Here is a 26,638-nt window from a genome sequence, read left to right on the forward strand (position 1 = left end):
CGCAGGTCAGGGTGCCGGGTGCTGGTCGTGCTGGCCGTGGATGACGAGACCGGCGATGGCGTCGAGCGGGGCGAAGCCGGTGATGCGGTTGCCGCCCGAGTACAGGGTTCGCAGACCGGTGAGCCCGCCGAGGGGCGTGATGTCGGCGATCCGGTTGCCGGCGATGTTGAGCAGCCCAAGACGTGTGAGCCCGCCGAGGGGCGTGATGTCGGCGATCCGGTTGGCGATCAGCCCCAGCCGCTCCAAGCCCGTGAACCCCGCCAGCGGCGAGATGTCGCTGATCTGGTTGAAGTCCAAGAACAGCATCTCCAAGCGGGCCATCACAGGCAGCGCGTCGATGCCGGCGATGCCGTTGCGGCCCAGGCTCAGCCAGCGCAGCCCGCCCAGGCTTCGCGGTCGCGCCAGATCAGTGAACCCATTGCCCTGCAGATCCAGCTGCTCCAGCGACCCCAGACCGGCCAGCGGCGAGATGTCCGTCACGCGATTGTTGCGCAGCCGCAGCTCCTCCAGCGCCGCAGCGTGCTCGAGGCCGCTCAGACTCTCGACGCGGCCCGCCGCGCCGCTGCCCACGTGAGCCAGCCGAGCCAGGCCGCCCAGCTCGGACTCGGTCACGGTCTGGGCGGCGGTGTGACCCAGCGCGGCGCGCACGACACCGGCGAGCACGCCGTCCGCGAACACGACCACGCCGTCCTGCTGGGGACGCGCATGCACCGTGGCAGCGAGCGCGTCCAGCGGCGTCGGGTCAGAGATGCGGTTGTGGCGCACATCGACATAGCCCAGCCCGCTCAGACCCGACACAGCCGACACATCGGCGATGTCATTGTGAGACAGCCACAACGACCCCAACGCCGACAGGCCCGCCGCCGCCGCGACATCGACGATGCCGTTGCCGTGCAGATACAGCGCCTCCAAACCGGTCAGCGCCGACAAGCTGCTGATGTCCGCGATCGCGTTGGCCCCCACCCCGAGCGTCTCCAAAGCGGTCAGGCCCCCCAGCGGCGACACATCGGTGATTTGGTTGTGGCCCAGGTGCAGCTCGACGAGGCCCCTCAGCGACGCCAACGGCGCAACGTCGGCGATGTCGTTGCCGTACAGATACAACGCCTCCACACCAGCCAGCCCCGACAAGGCGCCGACATCAGCGACCCGGTTGCCGCCGACGTTCAGCCGCCGCAGACCCCCAAGCCCCGACAAAGCGGCGACATCGGCGATGTCGTTGTGAGACAAATCCAGCACCCCCAGCCCCGTCAGGCCCCCCAGCGGCGATACATCGGCGACCGCGTTGCCGCTCAGCCCCAACACCTCCAACCCCGCAAGGCCCGACAGCGCGGAGACATCCGCTATCGCGTTGCCGTCGAGCACCAACTCCGACAGCGAACCCAAACAGCCCAACGGCGAGATGTCCGAGATGTCGTGACCGGACAGATCCAACGACACCAGCCCCGACGCGTGCTCAAGCCCCGACAGGCTCGCAACCCGCGGCCCGTCCGCCAACGCCGGCGCCCGCAAAGACGTCAGCCCGGCCAGATCGCCCGCCGTCACCGAAGCATCGGGCGCTTCGCCCAGCACCCGCACGACAGCAGCACGCAGCACTCCGTCAGCGACGGCTACAGCCTGGTCCGGCGGGACCGGTGTGCCCGTGCACACCACGGCGCCAGAAGAAGCGCCGGTTGCGCCCCGCGACAACCGGCTGCTCGCACGCACCGACGCGGTCGCGCCCTCGAATGCGCCGCGCGCGCCGCCGGAGTCCTTTCCCGCCAGAACGCCGCAATCCGCTGCCGACGCGCAGCCCACCGAATCGTCACGGCGCTTCGCCTGCGCGCCTGTGCCCGATCCGCTGACCGCACGACCCATCGACATCGTGGCTCTCTCGAAGAGCGGCCGAGACCGCAGCACCCGCACCGCGTACAGCGCCGACGCCACCTCGGGCGAGCGCCCAGCGACACTCAGCGTCACCACCACAGACGCGGCGGGCTCCAACTCGGCGAACCGCTCGCCCCAGCACACCACCGTGGCATCGGTCTTCACCCCGCACGAATGCCACCCCCCAGCAGACACCGAACTGAACGAACCCGACGGCGCATCAGACTGCCCGGAACCGCTCGCCCCAGCACGCCACCGTGGCGTCAGTCCTCACGCCGCACGCATGCCATATCCCAGCAGACACCGACGCGAACGAGCCGGCGGGAGGCGACGCCCGGCCGTCATCGTTGTACCCCCAGCACACCACCGTGGCATCGGTCTTCACCCCGCACGAATGGAACCCCCCAGCCGACACCGAACTAAACGAACCCGACGGCGCGCCTGCTTGACCGTCGCCGTTGTGACCCCAGCACACTGCCGTGGCGTCGGTCTTGACGCCGCACGAATGGAATCGGTCAGCAGACACCGAGCTGAACGAACCCGACGGCGGCGACGCCCGTCCATCGAAGTCCGAACCCCAACATGCCGCAGTCCCATCAGACTTCACGCCGCACGAATGCCACCAGCCCCCGGACACCACGCTGAATGAGCCCGACGGCGGCGACGCCCGGTCGTCGGGGAATCCCCAGCACGACGCGGAACCACCAGGCGCCACAGCACAGGTGTGCCACGAACCCGCCGACACCGAACCGAACGCGCCCGACGGCGCCGCCGCCTGCGCATAGGAGTCATAACCCCAACAGACCGCCATCCCGCCAGATGTCACGGCGCACGAGTGCTCATCGCCAGCCGACACCGACACCACAGAACCCGACGGCGCCGCCGTCCCGCCGTCAGGATGACCCCAGCACGCCACGGTGCCGCCAGATTTCAGGCCGCACGAGTGCTCATCGCCCGCCGACACCGAGTCGAACGAACCCGACGGCGTCGAGGAAACCTGACCCCAGGAATCACTCCCCCAACACACCACCGTGTCATCGGACTTCACCCCGCACGAATGCGAACCACCAGCAGACACCGACACGAACGAACCCGACGGCGCCGACGCCTGACCCTGGGAGTCATCACCCCAACACGCCGCCGTGCCGTCAGACTTCACGCCGCACGAATGCAAACCGCCAGCAGACACCGACACGAACGAACCCGACGGCGCCGACGCCTGACCCTGGGAGTCATCACCCCAGCACACCACAGTGCCGCCAGACTTCACGCCGCACGAATGCGAACCACCAGCAGACACCGACACGAACGAACCCGACGGCGCCGACGCCTGACCCTGGGAGTCATCACCCCAACACGCCGCCGTGCCGCCAGACTTCACGCCGCACGAATGCAAACCGCCAGCAGACACCGAACCGAACGAACCCGACGGCGCATCCGATTCCCCAGCAGAGTCATCGCCCCAGCACGCCACCGACCCACCCGATTTCACACCGCACGAATGGCCCCACCCCGCTGACACCGACGCAAACCCCCGATCAGTGCCCAACGCCACCTGATGACCCGGCATCGGATCGACCGCACCCGACAAAGGCGGCACCGCATCCTCAGGCAACACACGCACAGTGCCGTTCACGGCCCTGTACTCCACCGTCAACTCAGCCACATCGGCCCCCGCAACCGTGCGGTACCCGGTCACGCCCGAATCGAACGCCGGGTCCAACGCCAACGCCGGGCACTGCGGCGAGCACTACGGGCCGGTGCCTGACGGGATCAGCCGGAGCGAGTCGAGTGTCGGGGGTGTACTCACGCTGATCACATAGGCACGCCGCGCTCCCATCCCATAGAGAGCGCCGACGCGCACAATGATGAACCCGCGGTCGGCCAACACCACTGGACCCTCACGAGACAGTGGGAACGACTCGCCACCAGACCCCGTAGGCATCACCACACGGCTGTTCAGCCCACCGGCAGCATCCGCCACAGCGCGAAGCGTCGCCTCCCCGGCACGGGCCGTCACGCTGTACGCGAACACCGCAGGATCGAACTTGCCCGCCAGCACATCGACGCCGTCCACCACCAGCGACAACGCGCTCAGCCGCGGCGACGAATCAGAAGGCGCCTGCCCGTGCTCATTGTCGCCCCAACAGCGCACATCCCCGGTCTTGGACAGGGCGCAGCTGTGCAACTGCCCAGCGGACACCTGCTTGAACACCCCCGAAGGCGCAGCCAACCTGCGCTCCTTGCCGTCTTGGCCCCAGCAGCGCAACTCTCCCGCCAGAATTCCCAGATCCCGATCCCGAGCCAGCAGGCCGCACGAGTGGTTCGCTCCAGCGTCAACCGACGCGAACCGCCCTGCAGGGGCGGTCGCCTGGCCGTCCGTCTTGGCGCTGAAGCACTCCACGACGCCCATCGACTTGACCGCGCACGAATGAAACTCACCCAATGCGGCATCGCTCGCGCGCAGCGACGGGGTCGGCAGTTGCATGTCGTCGTTGTCACCCCAACAAGTGACCACCGATGTCGCTGTCAGCGCGCACGAATGCGAGGAGCCCGCATACACGTGAATCGCTCTGCCGCCCTCCGACTCGCCGAAGCCCACCAACCCATCAGGCACCGCTGTCTGGCCGTCGCTGTTGTCGCCCCAGCACACCACAGCACCCGCCGGCTGCAGGCCCGCCAAGCCCATGCTTCTGAAGTCGGGACGGATCCCGCACACATGGCGATCCCCCGCCGCGACCTCGACGAACCGGCCCCGCAACGCGCCCGTGCTCGTCGGCACCGCCACCTGCGATGTGATCTCCAATGGCAGATCGCCCCAGCACTGCGCCGCACCGTCAACACGGACGCCGCACACGAACCGCTCCGTCGGCGGCGACGACAGCGACTCGAACGCCCACTCCGGCGTGGCGTCGTGGATCGCCCGCTCGCCCCAGCACTGCACGGCGCCGTTCTGTCGCAGTCCGCACGTATGGCGCGCCCCGGCGGACAACTCCACGAACGGGCCTTCATCCCCCGACGGCACCAGTGCCCGCCCGGCAGCAGCAATGTCCTCACCCAAGCGCGCTACCGCCGCAGCCGGGTTCACGATCCCTCTGCCGTACTCCATCGTCGGCAGGTGCATCTTCTCCCGCATCGGCTTGCCAGAGTTGGCCGGATCGCTGTTGCAGACGTCTACGTAGCTGTTGAACCTGACAATCTGATCGATCAGCCCGCCCGTCCTGGTGTCGCTCTCACGACCCCGCACCGTCAAATCCGCCGGATCATCCAGCGGGGCGCGCGCCGTGTTCTCCAGCGCGTGGCGGATCTGCCCCGCTGTCGCTTCGGGATAGCGATTGATCATGTGCGCCACCACGCCGGAGACGAACGGCGCCGCCTGCGAAGTGCCCGACCTCCCGCCGTAGGCGTCGTACGCGGCGCAAGGGCGGGGTTCAGTGGCGCTGCGCGTGCAGTCGGTGGACAAGATCTCGCCGCCCGGCGCAGCGACGTCCACATGCCGGTTGGCAGTGCTGAACTTGGCCCGCTCCACGCGGTCTATGTCGGTATCGTGCTTGATGGCCGCGACGGCGATGGTGTCGGGGTACAGCGCGGGCCGCCGCTCCTGGTTGTGCTCGCCGCAATTGTTGGCCTCATAGCGCGGCTTGCCGTCGCTGTCTGGGCTGTTGTCGCCGCAGTTGCTTGCGGACACGACCGTCACGACTCCCAGCATCGACGCGGCGCGCAAGACCAGCTCGTAGGTGTCCACAGACGGAAGGACGACGCCGCCCGCCTCCACGCCAGGGATGTCATGACGGGTGGTTCCGCTGAGGGACATGTTGATCACCCGCGCACCCCGGTTGACCGCCTCAGCCACGCCGGCCGGCGGCGTCAGTGGCCGGGGCGTTATGTGGGCTGGGCACTCGTCTCGCCTGAGGACCCGGATCGGCAGGATCTGCGCGTTCGGGGCAACCCCGGCGACGCCTTGATCAAGACTCGGCTTGGAACGCTCTGCGGCGATAATGCCCGCGACGTGAGTCCCATGCCCGTTCGCGTCCATCGTGTGACAACCGCCCAAGCCACCTGGAGCCACTCGATCGTCCAGATCGGGATGAGTGATACCTACTCCGGTATCGAGCACCGCCACCACCACAGTCACCGTCTCATCCCAGTTGTCCCACAGACCGACGCCCATCTTGGAGAACGCAGGCGTGAGGTGCCACTGCGCTCCGTAGCCGTCGTTGTAATGGCCCGTATCATCTGGGGGATCGGTGGACGTCTTTGGCATTGGGTGGGCATAGCCAGGCGTGTCTTCGTGGTCCGCGATGAGGCCTCGTATCGGCTCGCCTACTGCGTGCACGCTCGTCTCCGCAGCAAGCAGCGTTCGTACCTGCGCCACAGTGCGGCCAGCAAGCTCCACATGCTCCACCACCACACAGCCGCCTGAGATGCGCACCACCTCAGCCACCGTCAACGGCGCATCGGGATCGTTCAAGCTTGCAGGTGGGTCGACAACGCTGATCCCAGCCACATCCAAGGCCGGTACCGCAGTGCAGTCCGCCTGGCCAGGACTCACCGTCGCCACCGCAGCGGCCAGCCTCTCCAGGTCGATGTTGGACAGCGTCGGCGCAGTGAACGGGTCAAACGACAACTGCGCCAGATTCCCGTCAAGCTCTCCGGGCACCGGCACCTCGACGCTGCCGGACCAGCGCGACACACCCAGGATGCTGCGGGCACGCACCGCGAACCAGTACTCACCGACCTCTTCGCTCAGGCCGCCCACCCTTGCCGCCGAGCCCTCGAACATTGCAACCAAACCGCCCACCGGAGTGCTGCCCGCCAGCAGTGTCCACTCGTCGCCGTCGTAGACCAGCAGCTCATAGCTTGATACGTCTGCGACATCGTCCCAGTTCAATCCCACCAGCCCCGGCGCCAGCCAAGACCCTGCCAGCACGAACCCCTCACCAAGCGAGGGTGCCATCAGCCCGACGGCGGCACCGCCCTGGGCCCCGTTCGCCTGGGCTCCGTCGTGCTGGTCTGCGCCGTCGAAGGTCTGCGCACGGCCAACCGGCACCGTGCCCCCCTCCGGCATCATTCCCCGAGCGTCGCCGAACACCTCAGATGCAGCCACCGGTGTCGACGCCCCGACCGCGCCTAGCGGTGACATCACTGACGCGAACAGCGCTACTGCGCACGCCGTATCCAAGAGAGCCCGAGTTCTGCCCATCGCCGGTTTCCTTTCCCTGTTTCCCTTTGCGATCACTGCCGCGACTCGCGTTCGTGCGACTCGGCGGAGTGCATCTTCGAAGCGAGGGCGCGTCGAACCCGCCGCCGCCTAGCCCGGCTCACCGCCGGTGTGACGACAACAGCGGCGATCACGAGGAAAACAGCAGCGGGTGCCCACCGCCGAGCTGTCCTGCCGAGCGCGCCGTCGTCGGCATCGTCCAGCGCCTGCGATAACACGAATACGTCGTGGTCTTCGCCCCAGCACGCCACCGTGCCGTCGGCGCGGATCGCGCATGCATGACGCGCGCCGATTGCGACGTCCACGAAGCGTCTCTCGGGAGCGTCCTCGGCGGGATTCGCGTTGTCGGCGTCGAAGTCGTTCGTCCGCGAGCACAACACCTCGCCCGCGGCGCTCAGCGCGCAGAGCCCTATATCGCGAAAGATGCCACCCGAAAAAACCCGAACGAAAGGACCGCGCGACAACAACGGCCGATCCTCGCCGCCGGGCGCACCGTCAAACAAGTCCCAAGGGGAGGCGAGCCAGTCGCCGACATCGAACCGCTCGCCCACCCGCGGAATCGTCTCGTCCCAGCAGATCAGCTCGCCCTCGGCGCGCACCCCGCACATGCGCCCCGAAGTGACCTCGGCGGCGCTGATGAGCGGCGCGACGCCCGGGGGCGCCTGCTGGGGATCGTGGTATCCCCAGCACTCCAGACGCCCACCGGGCCGCAGCCCGCAGGAGCCGCGCACCACGGCGAAGTCCCGATGGGGCATCCATGCAGCGAGCCGCTGGTCCACTGCGGGGTCCACACAGCCGTACTCGCCTCCCGCTCGGACCCCGCAGAGCCTGCCGTCAGCATCGTGGAGGCTCTCATAGCGCCCTGCCGCGGCCGCCGGCGCTGCATCGCTGTCGTCGGCGCACCACACCGATCCGTCCACGCGCAGCCCGCACACCCGCGGGCCGCCCAGCAACACCGACCCATACCCGTCGCCATCAGGAGGCAGCCGCCCGACCATGCCCGCATCAACAAGCCATGCCGGCACCGCCCCGAAAGAGCCCGTCCCCCAGCTCCCGCCGGTCCCGACGAGGTCCCCCCAGCACGCCACCGTGGTGTCAGTGCGCACCCCGCATGCCATCCCGAACGTCACCGACACCTGGGTGAACTCCCCCTCGGGGGCGTCCCAGTCGCCCCGCTCTCCGTAAGCGTTCAACAAGCCCCAGCAGCTCACCCGCCCATCGGGATCCAACGCGCAATACGCCACCCTCGACCCGTCGCTGGCGTCCGCCGCCGCAAGCCGCCCCAGCGGACCCGACCGCGACCGCGCCAACCCGAAACGGTCATCGCACTGCAACTGCAAGTCCGCCGACTCCGGGCACCGAAACTGCGCCGGCAGGCTGGTCGTCGTCGACCACCGAACCTGTCCCCCTCGCCTCTGCTCGCGACCGCCCCAGCACTCCAGATCGCCCCCGCCGGTGAGCGCGCAGACATGCCCAGCATCCACCACTGCTTCGTGAAACGAGCCCAGCCGATCCAGCGACCGTCCCCCCGCGCCCTCAGGCCCAAGCTGGCCGTGATGGTCCCAGCACGCCAGCGGACCCTCCACACGCACCGCGCACCCCCCACCAGGACCCATCGACAGATCCACGAAACGGCCCCGCGGCAGAACCGGCGCCACATAGTCCGCCTCCTCGCCCCAGCACGACAACCGGCCCTCTGCATCCAAAGCGCACGACCTGCCCTCGACGATCTCCACGAACCGCCCCCGGGCAGCCCGACGCGGTTGCGCTCGTCGTCGCCCCAACACACCAACCGGCCGTCGACGCGCACCGCGCACAACGCCCCAGCCGACACGTCCACGAAACGGCCCGCCGGCACCCGGGTCAACGACTCCGCCCAAGACTCGACCGCGAGACTCCCGTCCAGCCAGCACGCCAACGACCCGTCCACCCCGATCGCGCACCCATACTCCCCGCGAACGCCGAACCTGAGTGCACCCGCCGAACCCAGCGACACCGTCACGAACCGCCCCGACGGCAGCACCCCACGCCCACCAGACGACAACGGCTCATTGCTGCCAGACCGCCAAGGCTCCCCCCAGCACACCAACTCGCCGCCCTCACGCACCCCGCAGGTGCGCAGCTCCGAAGCAGCGATATCGACGAACACACCCTCAGGCGGACTCGCGCGGCCCGCACCCACGACAAGCTCACGCTCGTAGTGCCCGTCCCACTCCTGCGTCGCCGCACGATCCCCACCACCGGTACACGCCACCGCCACGAGACCGGCGGACGACAGCAATGCCCACCCTTGGCGCCGATGGACGGCGAGTCCCACCCCTTCTGGCGTTCCCTCTTTGCACTGCCGCTGCGCGCGGCACTCCTGCAGCGCAACCACAACAAGCTTGGGACACCGCGGCATCAGTGTCTGCTTCAGACTCTCATCGGAGCGCCGACCACATCCGATGAACACCACCACAGCCGGATACACAATATTCTCGAGTGTCACTGTTGGGTTTGCCGGGGCTCTCTGCCAGGGGGTTACGGTCCGGTCCTGCGCTCGGCGATGACTCCACAAAATTTTGGCTTCGTGCCTGTTGTCCGACGTGTCGCGTCGAGTGTGGGGCCGGCAGGAGCGCTCCTGTCTTGAAGGGAGCCTGATCGTCTCGACTCGGATGTGACGAAGCGCCCCTGCCGTTCCCGGACCCACCGGAGCATTACTTCCAGCAGGAGCACAGCATGACATCGCCAGTCGGGGGAATCGACCCCCACCAGGACACCTTCACCGTGGGGGTCGTCGACCGCCACGGCGTGGAGATCACCCACGAGGCGTTCGCGAACACCGCCGCCGGCTACGGCGAAGCGATCGACCTGCTCGACGCGCACGGCGTCGAACGCGTCGGCGTGGAGGGCTCGGCGAAGTGGGGCGCGCATGTCGCGATCGCGCTCGCAGCAGCCGGGTTCGACGCCCGAGAGGTGCCCGCTTCGCGGTCGGCGGCGCAGCGCCGTTCGCGGCGGCTGGACAAGACCGACGCCGTCGACGCGGTCTCGTCCGCTCGGGCGCTGTTGGCCGAGCCGACGCTGGGCCCCGTTCAGGCCCTGGAGGCCTACGACCCGCTCGTCGCGAAGATCGAGGCAGTGCTCGAGCATCGCAGAACCCTTGTGGCTGCTCGCACTTTGATGCTGCACCACGTCGCGGACCAGATCGCCAAGCTCCCCGCAGAGATCCGTGACCAGCTCACCGCCGACGGCAAGATCGAGGGCCGGCTGCGCCGCCTCGAGCACATCGACCCCGACATCGACACCACCCCCGCCGGCGCGTACCGGCTCGGCTGGCTCCAAGCATTCATCGACCACGACCGCGCCGCGCGGCGCGAAGTCCGACGCCTCGAACGCCTCATCGACGAGCTGCTCGACCAGCACGGCACCACCCTGCGAGACGAACCGGGCGTCGGCCCGATCGCCGCAGCCACCCTGGTGTGCGAGGTCGGCGACCCGGCCCGGTTCGACCGCGAATCGAAGTTCGCCCGCTGGTGCGGCACCGGCGCCGTCGCCCTCTCATCAGGCGAAGGCAACAAAGACCCCGTCAAGCACCGGCTCGACTTCAGAGGCAACCGGCGCATCAACTCAGTGCTCCACATCGCGTCAGTCACCCAACAGCGCACCCAGCCCGACGCCGCCGCCTACCTCGCCCGCAAGACCGCCGAGGGCAAGACCCGACGCGAAGCCCGCCGAGCCCACAAACGACAACTCGCCAACCGAGTCATCCGCCGCATGTGGCGCGACGAAAAACACCGCCAACAACACCCCCCGCTCGCCGCCTGACAACAACACTTGACAAGGGAGCGTCGGACAGTCCCGCAGTTGGAGTGCTGGTAGAAGCCGTTCAAGGCATAGAAGACGAAGTAGGCCGCCAGCACCTCGGTGCCCACGCCCACGAGAACGAACGGCAAGGCATCCACGCAGTATTGGACTGCCTTCTCGGCAGGATGGAAGCGTCCGAACCGCTGCCAGTGCGGCGCAGGAGCCGCAACGCAACTATCGTCCGCTGCCGGGAACGCAGCCGCTCGACGGCAGCGCCCCGAATCCGCCGCACACCGCCGCACAAGAGGGAGATGCGCCGCATGAGATACGCCGCGCCGACCACTATCGACGAGGCCCGAGTCCTGCTCGCTGCCGACGGGGACGCCGTCGTGTTCGCCGGCGCCACCGATGTGGTGCCGCAGATGCGAGGCGGCCGGCCCGAGCCGTCGATGGTGATCGATCTCAAGAAGATCGACCGGCTGATGTCGGTGAGTCTCGAAGGCGACACGTGGCACGTCGGTGCCGCGGTGCCGACTTCGGTGCTGACCGGCGATGACGCTTTCACCGCCGACTTTCCGGGATTGTCGGAGGCCGCGGGCCTCATCGGGTCGGACCAGATCCAGAATCGCTGCAGCCTCGGCGGCAACCTGTGCAATGCCTCCCCCGCCGCGGACTCGGTGCCGGCCCTCGTCGTGAACGACGCCATTGCCGTCATCGCCGGCGGCGGCGGAGAGCGCCGGGTGCCAGTGGCCGAGGTGGTGACCGGGCCCGGCCAGACGGCGCTGGCCCACGACGAGATCGTGGTGAGCTTCGAGGTCGCCCGTCCTGCGGCGCGCACCGCTGACGCGTACCTGCGGCTCATCCCCCGCACCGAGATGGACATTGCCGTTGTCGGCGCCGGCGTGAGGATCACACTGGACGGCGACGGCGCCGTCAGCGCGGCGACGGTCGCACTGGGTGCCGTGGCCCCCACAGTCGTGCGGGTGCCCGCAGCCGAAGCAGCGCTTGTGGGCAGCCGCCTGGACGACGCAGCACTGGCTGCAGCAGCCGATGCCGCCAGCGCCGCCTGCAACCCCATCGACGACAAGCGGGGCACGATCGACTACCGGCGCCAGGTCGCCGGCGTGCTCACCCGTCGAGCCGCCGGCATCGTCGCCGACCGCATCCGAACGCGCAACGGACAGCCCAATCCCCAACAGAACGGAGCTTCCTGATGAGCCGCACCCATGTGACCTGCGAAGTCAACGGCGATGCCGTTGATTTTCTGACCGAGGACGGTGAGTCGCTGCTCAACGCATTGCGCGACGAGCTGGCGCTGATCGGCGCTAAGGAAGGCTGCGGCACCGGCGACTGCGGCGCCTGCTCGATCATCATGAACGGCCGCCTGCAATGTTCGTGCCTGATCTTCGCCCCGGAGGCCGACGGCGCTGCCATCACGACCTGTGAAGGTCTTGCCAGCGCCGGCGAACTGCACCCGCTGCAGCAGTGCTTCCTCGAAGGCGCCGCTCTGCAGTGCGGGATCTGCACGCCCGGGTTCCTGGTGGCCGCCAAGGCACTGCTCGACGAGAACCCGGACCCCACTGAGACCGAAGTGCGCTACGCGCTCGCCGGCAACCTGTGCCGCTGCACCGGCTACGACAAGATCGTGCGCTCGGTGCTCGAGGCGGCTGTCCAGATCCGTACTCCAGCTTGATCCAGATCCGGCTGGTTGACACCCTCCAGACATCGCACAAGGACACCTGAACATGAGCACTACTGAAGCGCCCGCAAGCACCGGCACGAACGGGCACGGCACCGCCGGCACCGCCGGGAGCGGCGGCAATGGAACATCTGGCTATCGCTGGGTCGGCACCCGCCCTGTTCGCCACGACGGCCTCGACAAGGTGGCCGGCAAGGCGCGCTACGCGGCCGACCTGAACCTGCCCGGGATGCTGTACGGGCACATCCTGCGCTCGCCGCACCCGCACGCCCGGATCATCTCGATTGACACCGCCAAGGCGGCGGCGATGCCCGGCGTGAAGGCCGTGGTGACGGGGGCAGATTTCCCCGAGGCACCGCCCAAAGGCGCCACGCGCAACCTGATGTGCACGGTTATGGCGCGCGACAAGGTGCTGTACAGCGGCCACGCGGTGGCGGCGGTGGCAGCGTCGACCCGCCGCGAGGCCAAGGCCGCCGCCGAGGCCATCGAGGTCACCTACGATCTGCTGCCCCACGTGCTGAACATCGCCGATGCGATGGCCGACGACGCACCGATCCTGCACGACACCCTGTTCACCCGCGGCGTCGATCCACGGCCCACCGAGTCCTCCAACATCGCGGCCCGCACGGTCTATGAGCGGGGCGATGTCGAGCAGGGCTTCGGTGAAGCCGACATCGTGATCGAGCGGGAGTTCTCCACCCAGGCCGTGCATCAGGGCTACATCGAGCCGCACGCCTGCGTCGTCGACTGCGACCAGGAAGGCAAGGCCGTCATCTGGGCCTCCTCGCAGGGTCATTTCATGGTGCGCTCGTCGACAGCCACGGTGCTGGGCTGGGACACGTCGCGCATCAAGGTGATTCCGGCGGAGATCGGCGGCGGCTTCGGCGGCAAGACGACCATCTACATCGAGCCGGTGGCAGCGCTTCTGTCCACCAAGGCGGGCCGCCCCGTCAAGATCGTGATGAGCCGCGAGGACGTGTTCCGGGCGACCGGGCCGGCCCCGGGTTCGATCATCAAGATCAAGGTCGGCGCGCGCAATGACGGCACGATCATCACGGCGAAGGCTTGGCTGGCGTACGAGAACGGCGCCTTCCAAGGCACCGCGGCCATGCTCGGCTGCATGTGCGTGGTGTCGCCCTACACCCTCGACCACCTCTACGTCGAGGGATACGACGTGGTGCTCAACCGGCCCGTCAACGTGGCCTACCGGGCACCGTCGGCCCCCGCGGCAGCGTTCGCGATGGACTCGGTGGTCGACGAGATCGCTCGGCGCGTCGGCATGGACCCGATCGAGATCCGGCTCCACAACTGCCCCTCACAGGGGGACCCGACGCCGTACGGGCCCAAGTGGCCGATGATCGGTCTGCGCGAGTGCCTCGAAGCGATCCGCGACAGCGATCACTACCAGGCTGAGCTGCCCGCCGGTCAGGGTCGCGGCGTGGCCAGCGGGTTCTGGTTCAACATCGGCGAGGCGTCCAGCGCAACGGTCAACCTGAACGAGAACGGCACCGCCACGGTCATCACCGGCAGTCCCGACATCGGCGGCAGCCGGGCGTCGATGGCGTTGATGGCTGCCGAGGAACTCGGCCTCGATGTGCACCTGATCCAGCCGGTCGTGGGCGACACCGAGGTGGTCGGCTTCACCGACGTCACCGAGGGCAGCCGCGCCACGTTCGCGACGGGCATGGCGGTCGTGGAGGCCTGCCGTGATCTCAAGGAACAGTTGCGCGAGCGTGCGGCCAAGACGTGGGATTGCGATGTGGAAGAGGTCGAGTGGGTGGACGGCTCGGCCGTGCACGGACCCGGCGAGCAGGAGCCGCTGACGCTGGCTGCTATCACCGGCAATGCCAAGCGCACCGGCGGACCGCTGGGTGCCACGGCGTCGCTGAACGCCCGGGGCGCCGGCCCGGCTTTCTCAGTTCAGGTAGCCGACGTGTCGGTCGACCAGGAAACGGGCCGGGTCACCGTCGAGCGCTACACCACCGCCCAGGACGCCGGCACGGCAATCCACCCGAGCTACGTCGAAGGTCAGATGCAGGGCGGCGTGGTGCAGGGCATCGGCTGGGCACTGAACGAGGAGTACATTTACTCCGACGACGGCACGCTCGAGAACCCGGGCTTCCTGGACTACCGGATCCCGGTGGCTTCCGACCTGCCGATGATCGAGACGGTCATCGTGGAGGTGCCCAATCCCTCGCACCCTTACGGAGTGCGCGGCGTGGGCGAGGTGGGCATCGTGCCGCCGTTGCCGGTGATGGCCAATGCCGTGGCCGACGCCACGGGGGTGCGCATCAGCGACCTGCCGCTTTCGCCGCCGCGAGTGCTGGAGGCACTGACCGACGCCGAGAGCTGATCGCAGCCCGAACTCGCTGAACCGATTCGGCGGGGCAACTCGATGGCGGTCGTTCACTTCTCGACCGACCAGCGCCAGCACACCGGCGGGATTTCCGCCGTCACCGTCAACGCGGCGAACGTGCGCGAACTCGTGCGGCAGCTCTCCGCGCTCTATCCGTCGCTCAACGCGCACCTGGTCGAGACATCGTCAACGGCGGTCGCCATCGACGGCGAGATCATCCCCGACCCGTGGCTCGAAGCCCTCACCGAGACGTCAGAGGTGTACCTAGTCCGCCCGCTTGCGGGCGGATAGACCACGGCAGCGTGTGGACCTCGCAGTCCGCCAGGCCCCAGGCGTTCAATGGGCCTCGACGAGATCCTGATGTCCCGCCGCGGCCCGTTCCGCCGCAAGCACCGGGGCGCCGCCGTCGTGGACGCCCGACGCGGCAAGCTGCTCGACACAGTCGCCGGCCGCAGCGCCCACGGCGCCGCCAGGTGGATCCAAAGGGCGCACATCGCTGCGGCGGCGGCGGATGCGGTGGGCGGTGATGGGGCCTCTCAGGACCCTGCCGCAAGGCGTTCGGCGACACCGTGCCCCACGCCACGCGGATCGCGGACCCGTTCCATGCGGTCAAGCTCGCCAACAGCACCATCGGCGACATGCGCCGCCGACCCCAGAACCACACCACCGGCGGGCGAGGCACCAAACGCGGCCCGCTGTATCGGACACGGCTGCTGCTGCAAGCCGCCGAACGCATCAGCGTGCGAGGCCGCACGAAGATGTGCGGCCTGCTCGCAGCCGGCGACCCCCGCGGCGAGGTCCGCGACGCTTGGCACGCCAAGGAGACCCTGCGCGGCATCTACCGCATCCCGAACCGCGACCTCGCGCTCGGCACCCTCGACGAACCCGCCCGCGACATGCAAGACGACACGTTCAGCCCGGAGCTGAACAAGCTCAGCCGCACCCTTCGCAGCTGGCGCACCCAGATCGCCAACTGGCATCGGTCCCGCGTGACCAACGGCCCCACCGAGACAGCCAACAACCTCGCCAAGCTCATCAAACGAGTGTCGTTCGGGAACCGCCAACCTCGACCACTACCGCACCCGAATGCTGCCGCACGCCGGCAAACCCGACTGGACCCTCCTCGACAACCTCACTCCACGCCAAAACGCGAAGAGCCGCTATGGGGTCCTGCGATGAGAACCGGCAGCGGATCCGCCGCCGGTGCCGTCCGAACGCGTCAGCGCCCGAGCATCGGAGCCAACGCAGACAGTGCCGCGGCGTATCCCAGCGGCGCCGTCACCGCGTCGCCAATCCACTTCGCGAGCTGGGCGCGAGAGGGCTGTCGATTGCGGTCAGGTCGAAAGTCGTAGGCGTCAGGGAAGCCCTGCAGTCGAGCCGCCTCAGCTGCACTCAGCGTCCGCCGTTCATAGGGATGCACATAGCGCCCACGGCCTGGAGTCATGAACCCTGTAGTGATGGTCGGCGCCGGCCGGTCGGCGTGCAGGCGGCCGTAGACAGCGCCGTAGCTCGTTCCTTCTTGATGGCATTCGGGCCGCTCAGTGAGCGCCAAGTCGTGCTCGCCGTTGTCGAACAGCCACGCGATGCGTTCGCGGTTTGCTTCGGTGTAGTCGGGGAGGACATGCATTGCGGCATCAAGCGACAGCCCCTGCTGGTCACCTATAGCCCATTCGACCGACCGAGGCCGTTCGTCCGTAAGCAGCGCACGAACCGCCGGCTGCGGCATTGGACCCCCTAAGCCAGGCGCGTCCGGCCTTCGAGCGATCAGGAAGTGACGTCGTCGGGTCTGCGGCCAGCCCATTTCATCCGCTGCGAGTACCCCGTCGGTCACCAAGTATCCGTTGGCAACCAAGAGCGCCCTGGTCGTTTCGACGACACTCGACGTGTCATGCACGACCGAAGCGACGTTCTCGATTGCGATGCTGCGCGCACGGCACGCAATCGCGAATGCCGGCACCGTGAGGTACAGAAGATTGCGTCGGTCGTTGCGTCGCGACCGGTTGTTCAAGTTCGAATGACCTTGGCAAGGCGGACCCGCGGTAACTAAGTCAACCTCTTCGCAGGCGGCGGCCAGCTCGTCGTCGAGCAGTTCGGGCGGATACACGAACTTGGCATCTGCGCCAGCGCCGCGTATCCGGTAGTCAACCAAGGAGGTCACTGAGGCTTCTACGGCGAGACGAGTCCCATGGTTGCGTCGATGTACAGCCAAGGCGTCGGCGTCGATATCCACTGCCAACTCACAGCGCTGCTCCGCACCTGCATCAGCGGCCAACTGCCCAGAACCGACCAGAAAGCCCCCGATGCCGCAGAACAGGTCTGCGACCCGAAGTACCGAACACTCGGCTGACCGCGAGCTAGGCACTCTCGCCCGTCGAACGACGTCAGTGTCGGTGCCGCAAGCGGCACCAAGTCCAGCCGAAGGCACAGCACCTTGCAACATCGCCAGCCACCACGTCCCCAATGGGTCCGTCTGGGCCATATGTGCATCTATTGGCGGAACACCACTGAGAGCCACATGCGAGCAAATCTCGCCCTTACCGATTGGCACCGAGCGAGTCAACTGCCCACGTTCAAAGACGGTACGGGCACGCGCAATATTGGCGACATTGGCCGCTGGAGTGGGCGCAGTGGCGAGGCTCATGCTCACGTCCTAGTCCGACGGCATTGCACGGCAGTCAGTCAAGCACGCCGATGTGGCATCAAGGCCGCTGATCCATCCGACGGGTCGATATAGGCGTTCACTGGAGTTGCCGCTCCCAGAGTTCCGCAACGAGCAGGTCTGCTGCTTCGTCGTCAAGCATGGCGGGTACCAGATTCTGCAGCGTGCGGTTGAGCTGCTTCGCGAACTCCCGCAACAGCGGCGTCGTCAACCGAGTGGAATCGTCGGCTTGGCGGCGTGCCATGGCTCGCACGATGCCAGGATGCTCGCCGGCCTTTACGCGCAAGATGTGGCTGCGCCAGAAATCGGTACTGCCTTGGGCCCTGAACGCCAAGTCAAGTTCTTGACCGCCGAGCATGTTGACGCGCAGCCACAAGCGCGACGGGATGCATTCATGCAACCTGCGCCCGTCTATGTACACGGCAAACCCTCGCTCGGGTGACGCGTTCGGCTCGCCGGACTCCCTGGGCTTCGGAAACAGCGTTCCGTGCTCGCGCCACACGGCGAAGTTCCACAGATACGCAATTGCCACGTAGCGCCAGAAACCCGGGTCGTCCAGCATCGTGAGGTCCGCTCCGCCATGGCTGATCGCCTGGTGCAGTACCAGCGATGCCTTACCCTCAAGGACATCCTTGCGCGCACCGCTGAGGTCGGGCGCGTGTTGGTCAATGAGGTCCTCAATCTCGTGCTGCGCGGCCGCTAGCAGCTGATCGGGGAACTCATCTCCCTCACCGCTGAAGCGTGCCTTGCCGTGCAGGTCATCCCGCAAAGCGTCGAAGACAAACGGCGAGACAGACTCTCCGGACTGATCCAACCCACAGCGCAACCGAGCGATACGGCCGTCTGAGATCTCGACGGCCTCGGTGCGAGTAAGTGTCAGATACCTCACGATGCCGCCCGGAGTGACTTGCTGACTCCATCTCGCAGGCCGAGCACATGCTCAGCCCGCGCGACAACACGAGCAGGTTCTTCACGACACTGGCGGAGCATGCGATCGCGCGCTTCGTCGTTCGGCTCAGCTGCGAGCTGCACTAGCTTGCCGATGAGCGAATCCTTGAGGTCGTCGTAGCAGGCAGTGGTATCGGAGCTAGTGACGGCACCCTTCGCGTACTCGAATGCCACTGCGCCCACAAAGTCGAGAACGAGCTGCCGCTGGAAGTACAACGCAGCTGCTGAGGTGCTGCTCGCGCTGAGCACAGCCAGTACCTCCTCATCGACCCAGACATCAACGTCGGGCGTGCCATCGATTGCCTCTTGGACATCTTCGCCTCTGAGGTCGATGTACCGGAGCGTGTCCAGGGGGAGGCCGAGCTCCATTCGCTTGGCATCGTCCAAAGGGCGCGGGTGGAACATTGCGGAGGCAGCCTTCGCGTCAAGGCGAAACGTCGCCCGCGCGAGCCACGAGTTGGCCCGCTTGGGCAGTCGGCGTTCGACTGGCAACGCGGCCATCCAGTCCGGAGATAACGCTACATACGCGTCCACTATGGCGCCGTGGCTGCTGGCGCAGAAGACGGGCCTGCGGCCTCCTTCTGGGTGCACATCGAGACGGGCAGACTGCTCGAGGGCATCAAGACTGTCAAGCTGACAATCAAGGAGTTTCTCTGCAAGCTTGAGGCTGCCGGTTCGGGCCACGAGCACAAGGCGAAGCCATTGCGGATGAACGCCGGTCGCCCAGGCAGCGTCAGTTAGTTGCCTTCGAAACCGGTCAAACTCATCCTCGACAGCCCATATCACACGAATTTCACGCCGAGCGAAGGAGCCGTCGTCGACGGTCAGGCTGGACCCGGCTGCGCAGCAGAGATCGTCCAGCCATACCGTGGCCTGATTCAGCGTCGATGCGAGCGCTGAATCAACTGTGTAGGGACGGATCGTCCGCCGCTCGCGACTCATACGTCGTTCCCACCGGAACTCGGGTCCGTGTCACCGCTTACCGTTGCGAAGTTCGCGTCCACAATGAGTTCAACCGTCCAGTCGGGTTCATAGGGTTCGCAGATGTACTCAAACGCCACGTCTTGACCTGCGACGAGCCGTCCCGCAAAGACATGAGGTTTATCAGGCTTGGCGCTGAAGCCTTCAGGCGCACCGATTTCTATATCCAACCAGTCAGATCGGCGGTCCTCTGCAACGAAGCCGCACCGGATCACCACCTCAATCTCGTCGCGTGGGTCCGTTGCAGGGTCATGATGCTCGCTGAAGCCGATCCTTGCCGAGCCGCTCAGTTCAAGTCGGCCATCTAGAGCTTGCGCAAGCTGCTCGCCTGGCAGAATCGTGAACGGTCGCGGACCAGGTGGCGGCGGTGGCGGCCTACCTCCGCCTGAACCCCGCCACAGGGACCGCATCAAGCGGTCCCATTCGGGCAGTCGCAATTGCTCTGGAGGAGGAGGCGGAGGCGTGATGACGCGGCTGAAACCGGCGACATGTGTCTTGATGCGATCGCGAACAAACTTGGCGACTGCAGTGTGCTCGGGCTGGACGTCGGCGCTGTCGCTGTTGATCTCCCATGCGTCGTGAAGCTTCGGCTCGGTCTGCCGCAGCGCTTCGTTCACCGCCTCATCGGCAACAAAGACGCCGCGAATGTGCGGTGACTTTTCTCGTGCCACGAAATACTCCACGACCATGCACGGCGAGCGCACGAGTGCGACAAGGCTGCGATGTGGGACCTCGTCGTCTTCGGCGTCATCCGGCTCACCCGAATGCGGCTGTGACCAGCCCGGCAATTGCGCAACCAAGCCGAGATCACCGACCTTGTCGTATTGAGCATGCGGTCCAATCCGGTGCTTGCGGACTTGCTCGCGCCTAGCGTCCTGCGGGGTCGTGGCCACTTGGTAGGCATCGATGAACGGACGCAGGTTGGGACTCGATTTTGGTCGCGGCGCGAGTCCCCCATCCCGGCCGCGCTGCGGCCCCGCAGTCTCGTCGATGATGCTTACCTCAAACTGCAGATCACCGCCCTCCTCCAGAGCGGGCCACCAGAACCGCTCAACGGCGCGCTTCAGATCGTGCGGATCCACCGTTGGGCAGACCAGCAGCATCGTGGTGCCGATCTGATCGGGTTGATCCGGCGCTCGCAGCTCTAGACCCAAACTGGCGGCCAAGGCGTCAGCTTCGTCATCGATAGCCGGCACGATTTCGTCCGCGCTGTCGCCCGCTCCGAAGTGCGCCCAGCCTTGATAGTGCTGGCCACCAAGTTCGTGCGGCCCCCAATAGGTCATACCAAGCAAGCGCCGAGTGACATCACCGTCTTCGGCCAAACCATCGAAACAGGAGTACGCAATCACCGTTCTGGTGGCAGATGCACGGATCAGTCCGGCCTTGCCGTAACCGAACGACCCGCCCCGGCCGTCAACTGCTGGCGTGTAGCCACTGCTACACATCGCCAGCCACAGCTTCGACTGCGGTGTGCCCCAACAACCGCCCATGCCGCCGCCGGCCGATTCGTATACCTCCAACAACCGCAAGTCTTCGCCATCGGCGAGATCCGTGAAGCAGTCGCGCTCGGCCAAGCCGACCTGGCGTAGATCGTCGACCGATGCTGACCGCGCTGCGAGTTCCTCCAAGCCGAGGCGATCGATCAGTGCGTCTGCGCTGGCTCCTTCGACATCAAGGAACCGGAAACGGATCTCGAATGGCAGCCGATCTGCAGGCACCTGCGATTCGCGTCGCTCCCTCGCCGCGTCCCAAGCGTTCTGAATCGCCTCGCGGGCGAGCAAGGCCGCATCTGCCGGGATCGAGTCGGCGGCGAAGAATCCGGGTGCCTTGACTTCCTCATTGCGGAAGACTTTTGACTGGTCACCGCCAGCACCGAATGTCATGGCATTGACCAAGGGCCACTGCCATTTGCTTAAGCTCATCACGGCGAGGTAGCCAGATCGACGGGCGCGGCCAAAGACCAGTATCCCCCAGCGAAGCGATGATCAGCCGCAGATGGCGTCGAGGGTCTCTTCGCTGGGAGCGAAGTAGAACGAGCCAGAAGCCGGGTTCGAGAAGTCGGTGATCGCGTCGCGCACGCCGTTGGCGTCGTCGAGTCCGTACATCCGGCGCAGGCGGCGACGCAGCGGCGCCTGGTCCTTGCAGAACGCCATGAAGTACAGACCCACGGTGCCGTCGTGGAAGGCGTACGGCGTGGAGCGGCGAGCAATCTCGTTGATCTTGTCGCTTCCCTCGTTGCCGTGGTTGCCGTCCGCTCGCAGCTCCACATGACTGAGGTGGCTGTAGGGCTCCTGGCTGTCGGTCTTGTCGGTTTCGGGGTACTTCTTGCGCCCGAAGTTCTTCTCCTGCTGATCGTCCGACAGGGCGTTCCAGCCGTCGAGGTCGTGCACCCAGCGCTGGGCGATGATGTGGCTGCCGCCCGCTCCCGCATCGCCGTCGGGCACGATCGCCACGGCCGGCTGATCCTCGTCGGCGGGGTTGCCGGTGCCGTCCTTGAAGCCGGTCATGTCCAGCGAGTCGCCGTAGATGAACGTCGGCGTTTCACGAGCGACAGCCATGTGCCCAGCCAGTGCGGTGCGGGCGTCGTACTGCGCCTTCCACACCTTGTCCTTGTCGTCGTGGTTCAGCCACAGCAGCAGCTCTTCCTGGGTGCCCTTGGCCTCGCGCCCCGAGCCGTCCTCGGACTTGACGGTCTCATAGCGCTGAAAGTCGTCGGGCACGTCATCGGTCAGCTCCGGCAGCAGTCCGGGGCCGAAGCCGAGCGTCAGATTGATGCCCTCTGCGTCGCACGCAGCGCGCAGGTCGGCAAGCGTGGACGTGATCACACCGAGGTCGGCACCCTCGACACGACTCAGGTGGACATACCACTGGTTGGCGCCCATCTCGTTGAAGATCGCCTTCTGCGGCGTCGGCATCTTTGCTCCTTGGGGGGTCGGTTGTGCAAGCTGGATCAGTCGCGCCGAGCGGAGCCCGCGGCGGTGCTGCGGCGAGACTGCGGGGCTGATCGTAGGCCAACCTTTGCAGCGCGCGCACCTCGTGCCGTCGCCGGTTGATTGCTGATCGAAGCGGCCGCTGCCTGGCGGCGCAGCGTGTGCGAGCATGTGGCGTTCGCCCGTGCCCACAACCAGCGGAGATGCGGCCATGAGCATTGCAGCACCACAGCGCACCTACGACACCGAGCTGCCGATACGGGATGATCTGCGAGCCGCGCACGGCGAGATCGCAGCACGATGGGCCCGGCCCGGCACCTGGTGGACTGCGGCCCAGCGCAGCGAGATCGTGCGGCAGGTGCGAGCGGCGCGGGACCATCGCACTGACGACGGCGGTGTGCTGCCTCCCTGGGTGCAGCCCAGCAGCATCGACGGTCTCGTGGACGCCGACAGTCCGCTGTCCACCGCCGCGGTCGATGCGGTCTGGCGCATCACCAACCACCCCGGGACGCTCACCGAGCACTGGTACCACTCGATCATCGACCGTGGTGTCGATCCGCTGGCGTATGTAGAGCTGGTGGGTCTCGTCGCCCAGTCCAACTGCGTGGACCGGTTCGCCGACGCATTGGAACTGCCCCGGATCGAGCTGGACGAGCCCACCGACGGCCCGCCGGGGCGGGAAGGGGCGTCCGCGGCGGTCAAGTACCACTGGGTTCCCACAGCCGACCTCAAGATGCCCAACGTCATCAAGGCGCTCAGCGCAGTGCCGGCCGAGAACGAGGCACTGTTCATCCTCTCCGACGCCCAGTACGTGCCGATGGAGCGAGTGCGCGGCGACGTGGTGTCCGACCGCAACTCGCTGACCCGGCCGCAGATCGAGGTGCTCGCCGCGCGCACATCGAAGCTCAACGAGTGCTTCTACTGAACGTCTGCCCATGCATTGCTGCTCGGTCTGAGCGGCCAGCAAAAGGACATGGACGTCGGCTACGAGGCCGTCAACGGTTCCGACGCAGGTGACGGCGGCGTGCCCCACGGCGCGCTGCTCGCCCGCCTCGCCGAGGCCGTGTGGGAGGGCGACCGCGAGGCCACGGCCGTTGCCCGGGCCGCCGTGGTCGATGCCGCCGGCGCCGACGTCATGGTCGATGCCGTCGCGGTCAGCGCCAACTTCCACATGATGACCCGCATCGCCGACGGCACCGGGACCCCGCTGGATCCCGGCACCTACGACATGTCGGCGCCGGTGCGCGAGGCCTGCGACCTCAACGGCTTCGTGTCGCGCCGCGATCCCCAAGGCGACCGCCAGACCGCCGGCTGAGCGAACAACATTCGGCGAGCCACCGAGCTGCCTGCTGCGCCAACGTAGACACGACTGCAGCCACGCGGCATCGCGCCACGGTTGTACCGTCGCATCTCAGAACGAGGAGTCAGACCGAGTCAGGAGGTGTGAGCGTGGGCTTCGTACGTGAACAGGCGGACAACTGGCGTCGCGACGTCCCAGGCGCACGCTGGTTCAAAGCGGATCTGCACATCCACACGATTGACGATGCACCAGGCGGCGCTGTGCATGCGCCCGCTGATTTCGACATGACTTCACCATCGTCGGAGCATCTCAAGACGTATGCACGCCAATTCCTCAACGCAGCTGTCGCGAACCATGTGCAAGTGCTCGGAATCACCCCGAACTGCCCGCGCCTCGGCGCCGCAAGTGGTCTGAGCGCTGCTTGGCACATCGTGGAGGAGTGGAACCGGGGAACCCACGACAACGGAGAGTCCTACCGCGAGCAGATCTTTGCCGTGTTCCCTGGGTTCAAGCCGAGACTGAACGACGGGCGCGGTGGCCTCGATCTCATCTTCCTCTTCGATCCAGAGATCGGCTGTGAGCGCTACTTGGGCCTGTTCGATCTCGTAATGCAGGGCAGGCATCCGTGGAATGGAGAGCAAGTCGCCACCGCCTCGCTCAGCGCGGACGGAGCATCTGAACTGTTGCGGGACAACTGGCGGCAGGATCAAGTCGATGCCGCCGAACGGACTTGGGACTATCTCATCTTGGCCCCGGACGCTTTTGGCAAGACCGGGCTTCTCGGAACCCCAAGCGAACACATCGAGAGGGAGGGCTTCGACGCCAGTGAATTGGCGGCTCTGGAATTGCCGATGAACTCCTTGCCAGACGAGGCGCTTCTCGGCCAGCCGTGGGTCAACGACTTCATCGAGGAACACCGACTGGCCTGTTTCCACAGCAGCGGTGCACACTCGGCTGAGGACATCGGCACGCGTCATGTCTGGGTGAAGTTGGAGAGTCCGACCATTGAGGCCCTACGTCAAGCGTCTATCGCCTCGCACACTCGCATCCGGATCGGCCACGAACTAGACGAAGACGGTTCATGGCAGGATCTGGAGGAGCCGCCAGATGCTCTGCAATATGAGCGTCCGTGGCTGAAGTCGGCAACGGTGAATGGCGAAGCGGCGTTCTTTGACTCGGCACCCCAGGACCGGCCAGTCCGATTTGAGTTCAGCCCGGACTTGACCTGCGTCATCGGCGGCAGCATGACCGGCAAGAGCACGCTGCTAGATGGCTTGCGCGTACATGTTGATGCATCGCTGCCGCAGGATGCTCAGACCCGGCAGCAGGTAAGCGAACGCGCAAACGAACGGTTTCTTGCCGGTGCTGCAGCGGTTGAGCTCGAGTGTCCGGGGCGGGATCCGATGGCACCGGCTCACGACAGATGGCCCGCCGTGTTCTTTGCGCAAGGCGAGTTGAAGAGCCTCACACAGGACCCCGAGGCAGTGCAGCAGATCCTGGCTCGACTCAACGCTTCGGTTTCCGACGTCATCAGCCAATGCGAACGAAGCCTGCGGGAACATGACCGAGAACTCAGTCAGGTCGCGCGTCGGCTCGCCGAACTCGACGACCAGATTGAAGAGGCCGACCAGGCACTGCAACTCGGCACGGAGGCGCAAGACGCGCTCACCGCGTTCTCGGACGCAGGTGTCGACGACTTCAATAGTGCAACCGCTTCCGTCTCTACGTGGCGCGATGTCACGCATGCCGTCGACGAAGTCGTCGCTCAGGCTGGTGCAGTCGTCTCGTCAGCAGGAGCCGTCGCGCTTCCCGATTACGACGACTCGGCCGATGGCGTGACCGCACGGCTCCGCGAGGAGTGGCAGTTGGCGTCCGAAGCTGCACATGAACTGCACAGGAAGCTTGTCGAGGCCCAGCGCATGGCCGCCGAAGTCCTCCAGGCACACGAATCCCGACAAGATGATCTGCGAGTTCAGGTCGATCGCATCCTCGCCGCAGAGGGGTTCGACGGAGCGCGGATCAGCGAGTTTCAGGAACTCAATGCACGAGCGTCTCTATTGGACAGCTATCGGGCCAACTTGGACAGCCTGCGTGCTACATCGAGCGACCTCCAGGCGTCATTCGACAGCACGCTGCAGTCAAGACATGAGCTTGTCGGCGAACACCGGCGACTCTTCGACGATATCCTGCAAATCGTCGAAGGGCAATTCGATGGGCACCTAGCGGGACGGCGAATCGACAACGGCCGCCCGGCACCGCTGGAGGACTTCATCCTGAGTCTCGGCCAGAGCGGCATTACTCGCTGGTGGAACGACAACGACGGCGCGCGCCGTCCCTCGCCTCAAGAGCTGCTGGAGCGCCTCGACCAAGACAGCCTGGAGGAGGTCGGCATGAGCAGCACCGTTCAGCAGACTTTTTGCAGGTACATGACGCCGGCCAGGCACCGACAACTAGCGGCGCTACGCTGCCCTGACCGCTACCTGCTTGAGTTCAAGACATCCGACGAGAACTTCCGTCCGCTCGACAAGCTCTCCGGCGGACAACGCGTCAATCTGCTGCTGTCACTGCTTCTGGCGACGAGCGACAGTCGCCCGCTGGTGATCGATCAACCCGAAGACGAACTCGACAATCGCTTTCTGTTCGAGACGCTTCTGCCGGCACTCCATCGCCTGAAGGGGCGCCGTCAAGTCATCGTGGCTACCCACAATGCGAATATCGTCGTGAACGGCGACGCCGATCAAGTCATCCAACTCGATGCTGAAGGCGAGCACGGCTACATCGCATGCGCCGGGGCCATCGAAGATCCAATGGTGCGTGACGCGATCGTGCAGACCGTCGACGGCGGCGATGAGGCTTTCCGGCTGCGCCGGCTCAAGTACGGCTTCTGAGCAACGGCGG

19 protein-coding genes and 1 pseudogene are annotated in these 26,638 nt (G+C 66.5%); 10 read left to right on the plus strand and 10 right to left on the minus strand.

Annotated features, from left to right (window positions below):
- Window positions 1-6: 6 nt before the first annotated feature.
- From ACOGXQ_RS11475 to ACOGXQ_RS11490, 4 genes are all read right to left on the minus strand, one after another.
- Window positions 7-2,058 (minus strand): leucine-rich repeat domain-containing protein, encoded by a 2,052-nt coding sequence (locus tag ACOGXQ_RS11475; protein ID WP_419943804.1) that lies wholly within the window; start codon window positions 2,056-2,058, stop codon window positions 7-9.
- 25 nt (window positions 2,059-2,083) lie between these two features.
- Window positions 2,084-3,562, minus strand: coding sequence for an RCC1 domain-containing protein (locus ACOGXQ_RS11480; RefSeq protein WP_419943805.1), 1,479 nt, complete (start codon window positions 3,560-3,562; stop codon window positions 2,084-2,086).
- A gap of 51 nt (window positions 3,563-3,613) precedes the next feature.
- Window positions 3,614-6,970: a S8 family serine peptidase gene (locus ACOGXQ_RS11485; RefSeq protein WP_419943806.1), complete on the minus strand. Its 3,357-nt coding sequence runs from the start codon at window positions 6,968-6,970 to the stop codon at window positions 3,614-3,616.
- Window positions 6,971-7,098: 128 nt separating this feature from the next.
- Window positions 7,099-8,820: a hypothetical protein gene (locus tag ACOGXQ_RS11490; RefSeq protein WP_419943807.1), complete on the minus strand. Its 1,722-nt coding sequence runs from the start codon at window positions 8,818-8,820 to the stop codon at window positions 7,099-7,101.
- 982 nt (window positions 8,821-9,802) lie between these two features.
- Between ACOGXQ_RS11490 and ACOGXQ_RS11495 the strand changes: the two genes are divergently transcribed.
- From ACOGXQ_RS11495 to ACOGXQ_RS11515, 5 genes are all read left to right on the plus strand, one after another.
- Window positions 9,803-10,888, plus strand: coding sequence for a transposase (locus ACOGXQ_RS11495; RefSeq protein ID WP_419943808.1), 1,086 nt, complete (start codon window positions 9,803-9,805; stop codon window positions 10,886-10,888).
- A gap of 299 nt (window positions 10,889-11,187) precedes the next feature.
- Complete coding sequence (locus ACOGXQ_RS11500; protein WP_419943809.1) at window positions 11,188-12,081, plus strand: FAD binding domain-containing protein; 894 nt, start codon at window positions 11,188-11,190, stop codon at window positions 12,079-12,081.
- A complete protein-coding gene (locus ACOGXQ_RS11505) occupies window positions 12,081-12,560 on the plus strand; it encodes a (2Fe-2S)-binding protein (protein ID WP_419943810.1) in 480 nt (159 codons plus the stop codon). The genes ACOGXQ_RS11500 and ACOGXQ_RS11505 overlap by 1 nt, the downstream gene beginning before the upstream one ends.
- A 52-nt stretch (window positions 12,561-12,612) precedes the next feature.
- Window positions 12,613-14,919: a xanthine dehydrogenase family protein molybdopterin-binding subunit gene (locus tag ACOGXQ_RS11510; RefSeq protein WP_419943811.1), complete on the plus strand. Its 2,307-nt coding sequence runs from the start codon at window positions 12,613-12,615 to the stop codon at window positions 14,917-14,919.
- 42 nt (window positions 14,920-14,961) lie between these two features.
- Window positions 14,962-15,213 carry a MoaD/ThiS family protein gene (locus ACOGXQ_RS11515; RefSeq protein ID WP_419943812.1) on the plus strand — a complete coding sequence of 84 codons (252 nt, stop codon included), beginning with the start codon at window positions 14,962-14,964 and terminating at the stop codon, window positions 15,211-15,213.
- 45 nt (window positions 15,214-15,258) lie between these two features.
- Here ACOGXQ_RS11515 and ACOGXQ_RS11520 read toward each other — a convergent pair whose 3' ends face one another.
- Window positions 15,259-15,405, minus strand: coding sequence for a hypothetical protein (locus ACOGXQ_RS11520; RefSeq protein WP_419943813.1), 147 nt, complete (start codon window positions 15,403-15,405; stop codon window positions 15,259-15,261).
- A gap of 77 nt (window positions 15,406-15,482) precedes the next feature.
- On the opposite strand from ACOGXQ_RS11520, the pseudogene ACOGXQ_RS11525 reads away from it, so the two are divergent.
- Window positions 15,483-15,977, plus strand: a pseudogene (locus tag ACOGXQ_RS11525) (ISL3 family transposase); the annotation flags it as partial.
- A 164-nt stretch (window positions 15,978-16,141) separates the two neighbouring features.
- Here the strand turns inward: ACOGXQ_RS11525 and ACOGXQ_RS11530 are convergent.
- From ACOGXQ_RS11530 to ACOGXQ_RS11540, 3 genes are all read right to left on the minus strand, one after another.
- A complete protein-coding gene (locus tag ACOGXQ_RS11530; RefSeq protein WP_419943814.1) occupies window positions 16,142-17,563 on the minus strand; it encodes a DNA cytosine methyltransferase in 1,422 nt (473 codons plus the stop codon).
- Window positions 17,564-17,660: 97 nt separating this feature from the next.
- Window positions 17,661-18,470, minus strand: coding sequence for a hypothetical protein (locus ACOGXQ_RS11535; protein ID WP_419943815.1), 810 nt, complete (start codon window positions 18,468-18,470; stop codon window positions 17,661-17,663).
- Complete coding sequence (locus ACOGXQ_RS11540; protein ID WP_419943816.1) at window positions 18,467-19,063, minus strand: hypothetical protein; 597 nt, start codon at window positions 19,061-19,063, stop codon at window positions 18,467-18,469. The genes ACOGXQ_RS11535 and ACOGXQ_RS11540 overlap by 4 nt, the downstream gene beginning before the upstream one ends.
- 9 nt (window positions 19,064-19,072) lie before the next feature.
- Here ACOGXQ_RS11540 and ACOGXQ_RS11545 point away from each other — a divergent pair, with 9 nt between their 5' ends.
- A complete protein-coding gene (locus ACOGXQ_RS11545) occupies window positions 19,073-19,270 on the plus strand; it encodes a hypothetical protein (protein ID WP_419943817.1) in 198 nt (65 codons plus the stop codon).
- A 197-nt stretch (window positions 19,271-19,467) separates the two neighbouring features.
- Here ACOGXQ_RS11545 and ACOGXQ_RS11550 read toward each other — a convergent pair whose 3' ends face one another.
- The gene (locus tag ACOGXQ_RS11550; RefSeq protein ID WP_419943818.1) at window positions 19,468-21,432 is read right to left on the minus strand and encodes a hypothetical protein; all 1,965 of its coding nucleotides are present in this window, start codon (window positions 21,430-21,432) and stop codon (window positions 19,468-19,470) included.
- 63 nt (window positions 21,433-21,495) lie between these two features.
- Window positions 21,496-22,425, minus strand: a complete 930-nt coding sequence (locus ACOGXQ_RS11555; protein ID WP_419943819.1) for a Dyp-type peroxidase — start codon at window positions 22,423-22,425, stop codon at window positions 21,496-21,498.
- Window positions 22,426-22,651: 226 nt separating this feature from the next.
- Here ACOGXQ_RS11555 and ACOGXQ_RS11560 point away from each other — a divergent pair, with 226 nt between their 5' ends.
- From ACOGXQ_RS11560 to ACOGXQ_RS11570, 3 genes are all read left to right on the plus strand, one after another.
- Entirely contained in the window at window positions 22,652-23,365 is a 714-nt protein-coding gene (locus ACOGXQ_RS11560; protein ID WP_419943820.1) for an alkylhydroperoxidase-related (seleno)protein, read from the plus strand.
- A 48-nt stretch (window positions 23,366-23,413) separates the two neighbouring features.
- Window positions 23,414-23,755: a hypothetical protein gene (locus ACOGXQ_RS11565; RefSeq protein ID WP_419943821.1), complete on the plus strand. Its 342-nt coding sequence runs from the start codon at window positions 23,414-23,416 to the stop codon at window positions 23,753-23,755.
- 134 nt (window positions 23,756-23,889) lie between these two features.
- On the plus strand, window positions 23,890-26,628 hold the full coding sequence (locus ACOGXQ_RS11570; protein WP_419943822.1) for an AAA family ATPase: 2,739 nt from the start codon (window positions 23,890-23,892) through the stop codon (window positions 26,626-26,628).
- Window positions 26,629-26,638 lie beyond the last annotated feature (10 nt).

The organism is Candidatus Poriferisodalis sp. (assembly GCF_965208485.1).
Classification (GTDB): domain Bacteria; phylum Actinomycetota; class Acidimicrobiia; order Acidimicrobiales; family Poriferisodalaceae; genus Poriferisodalis.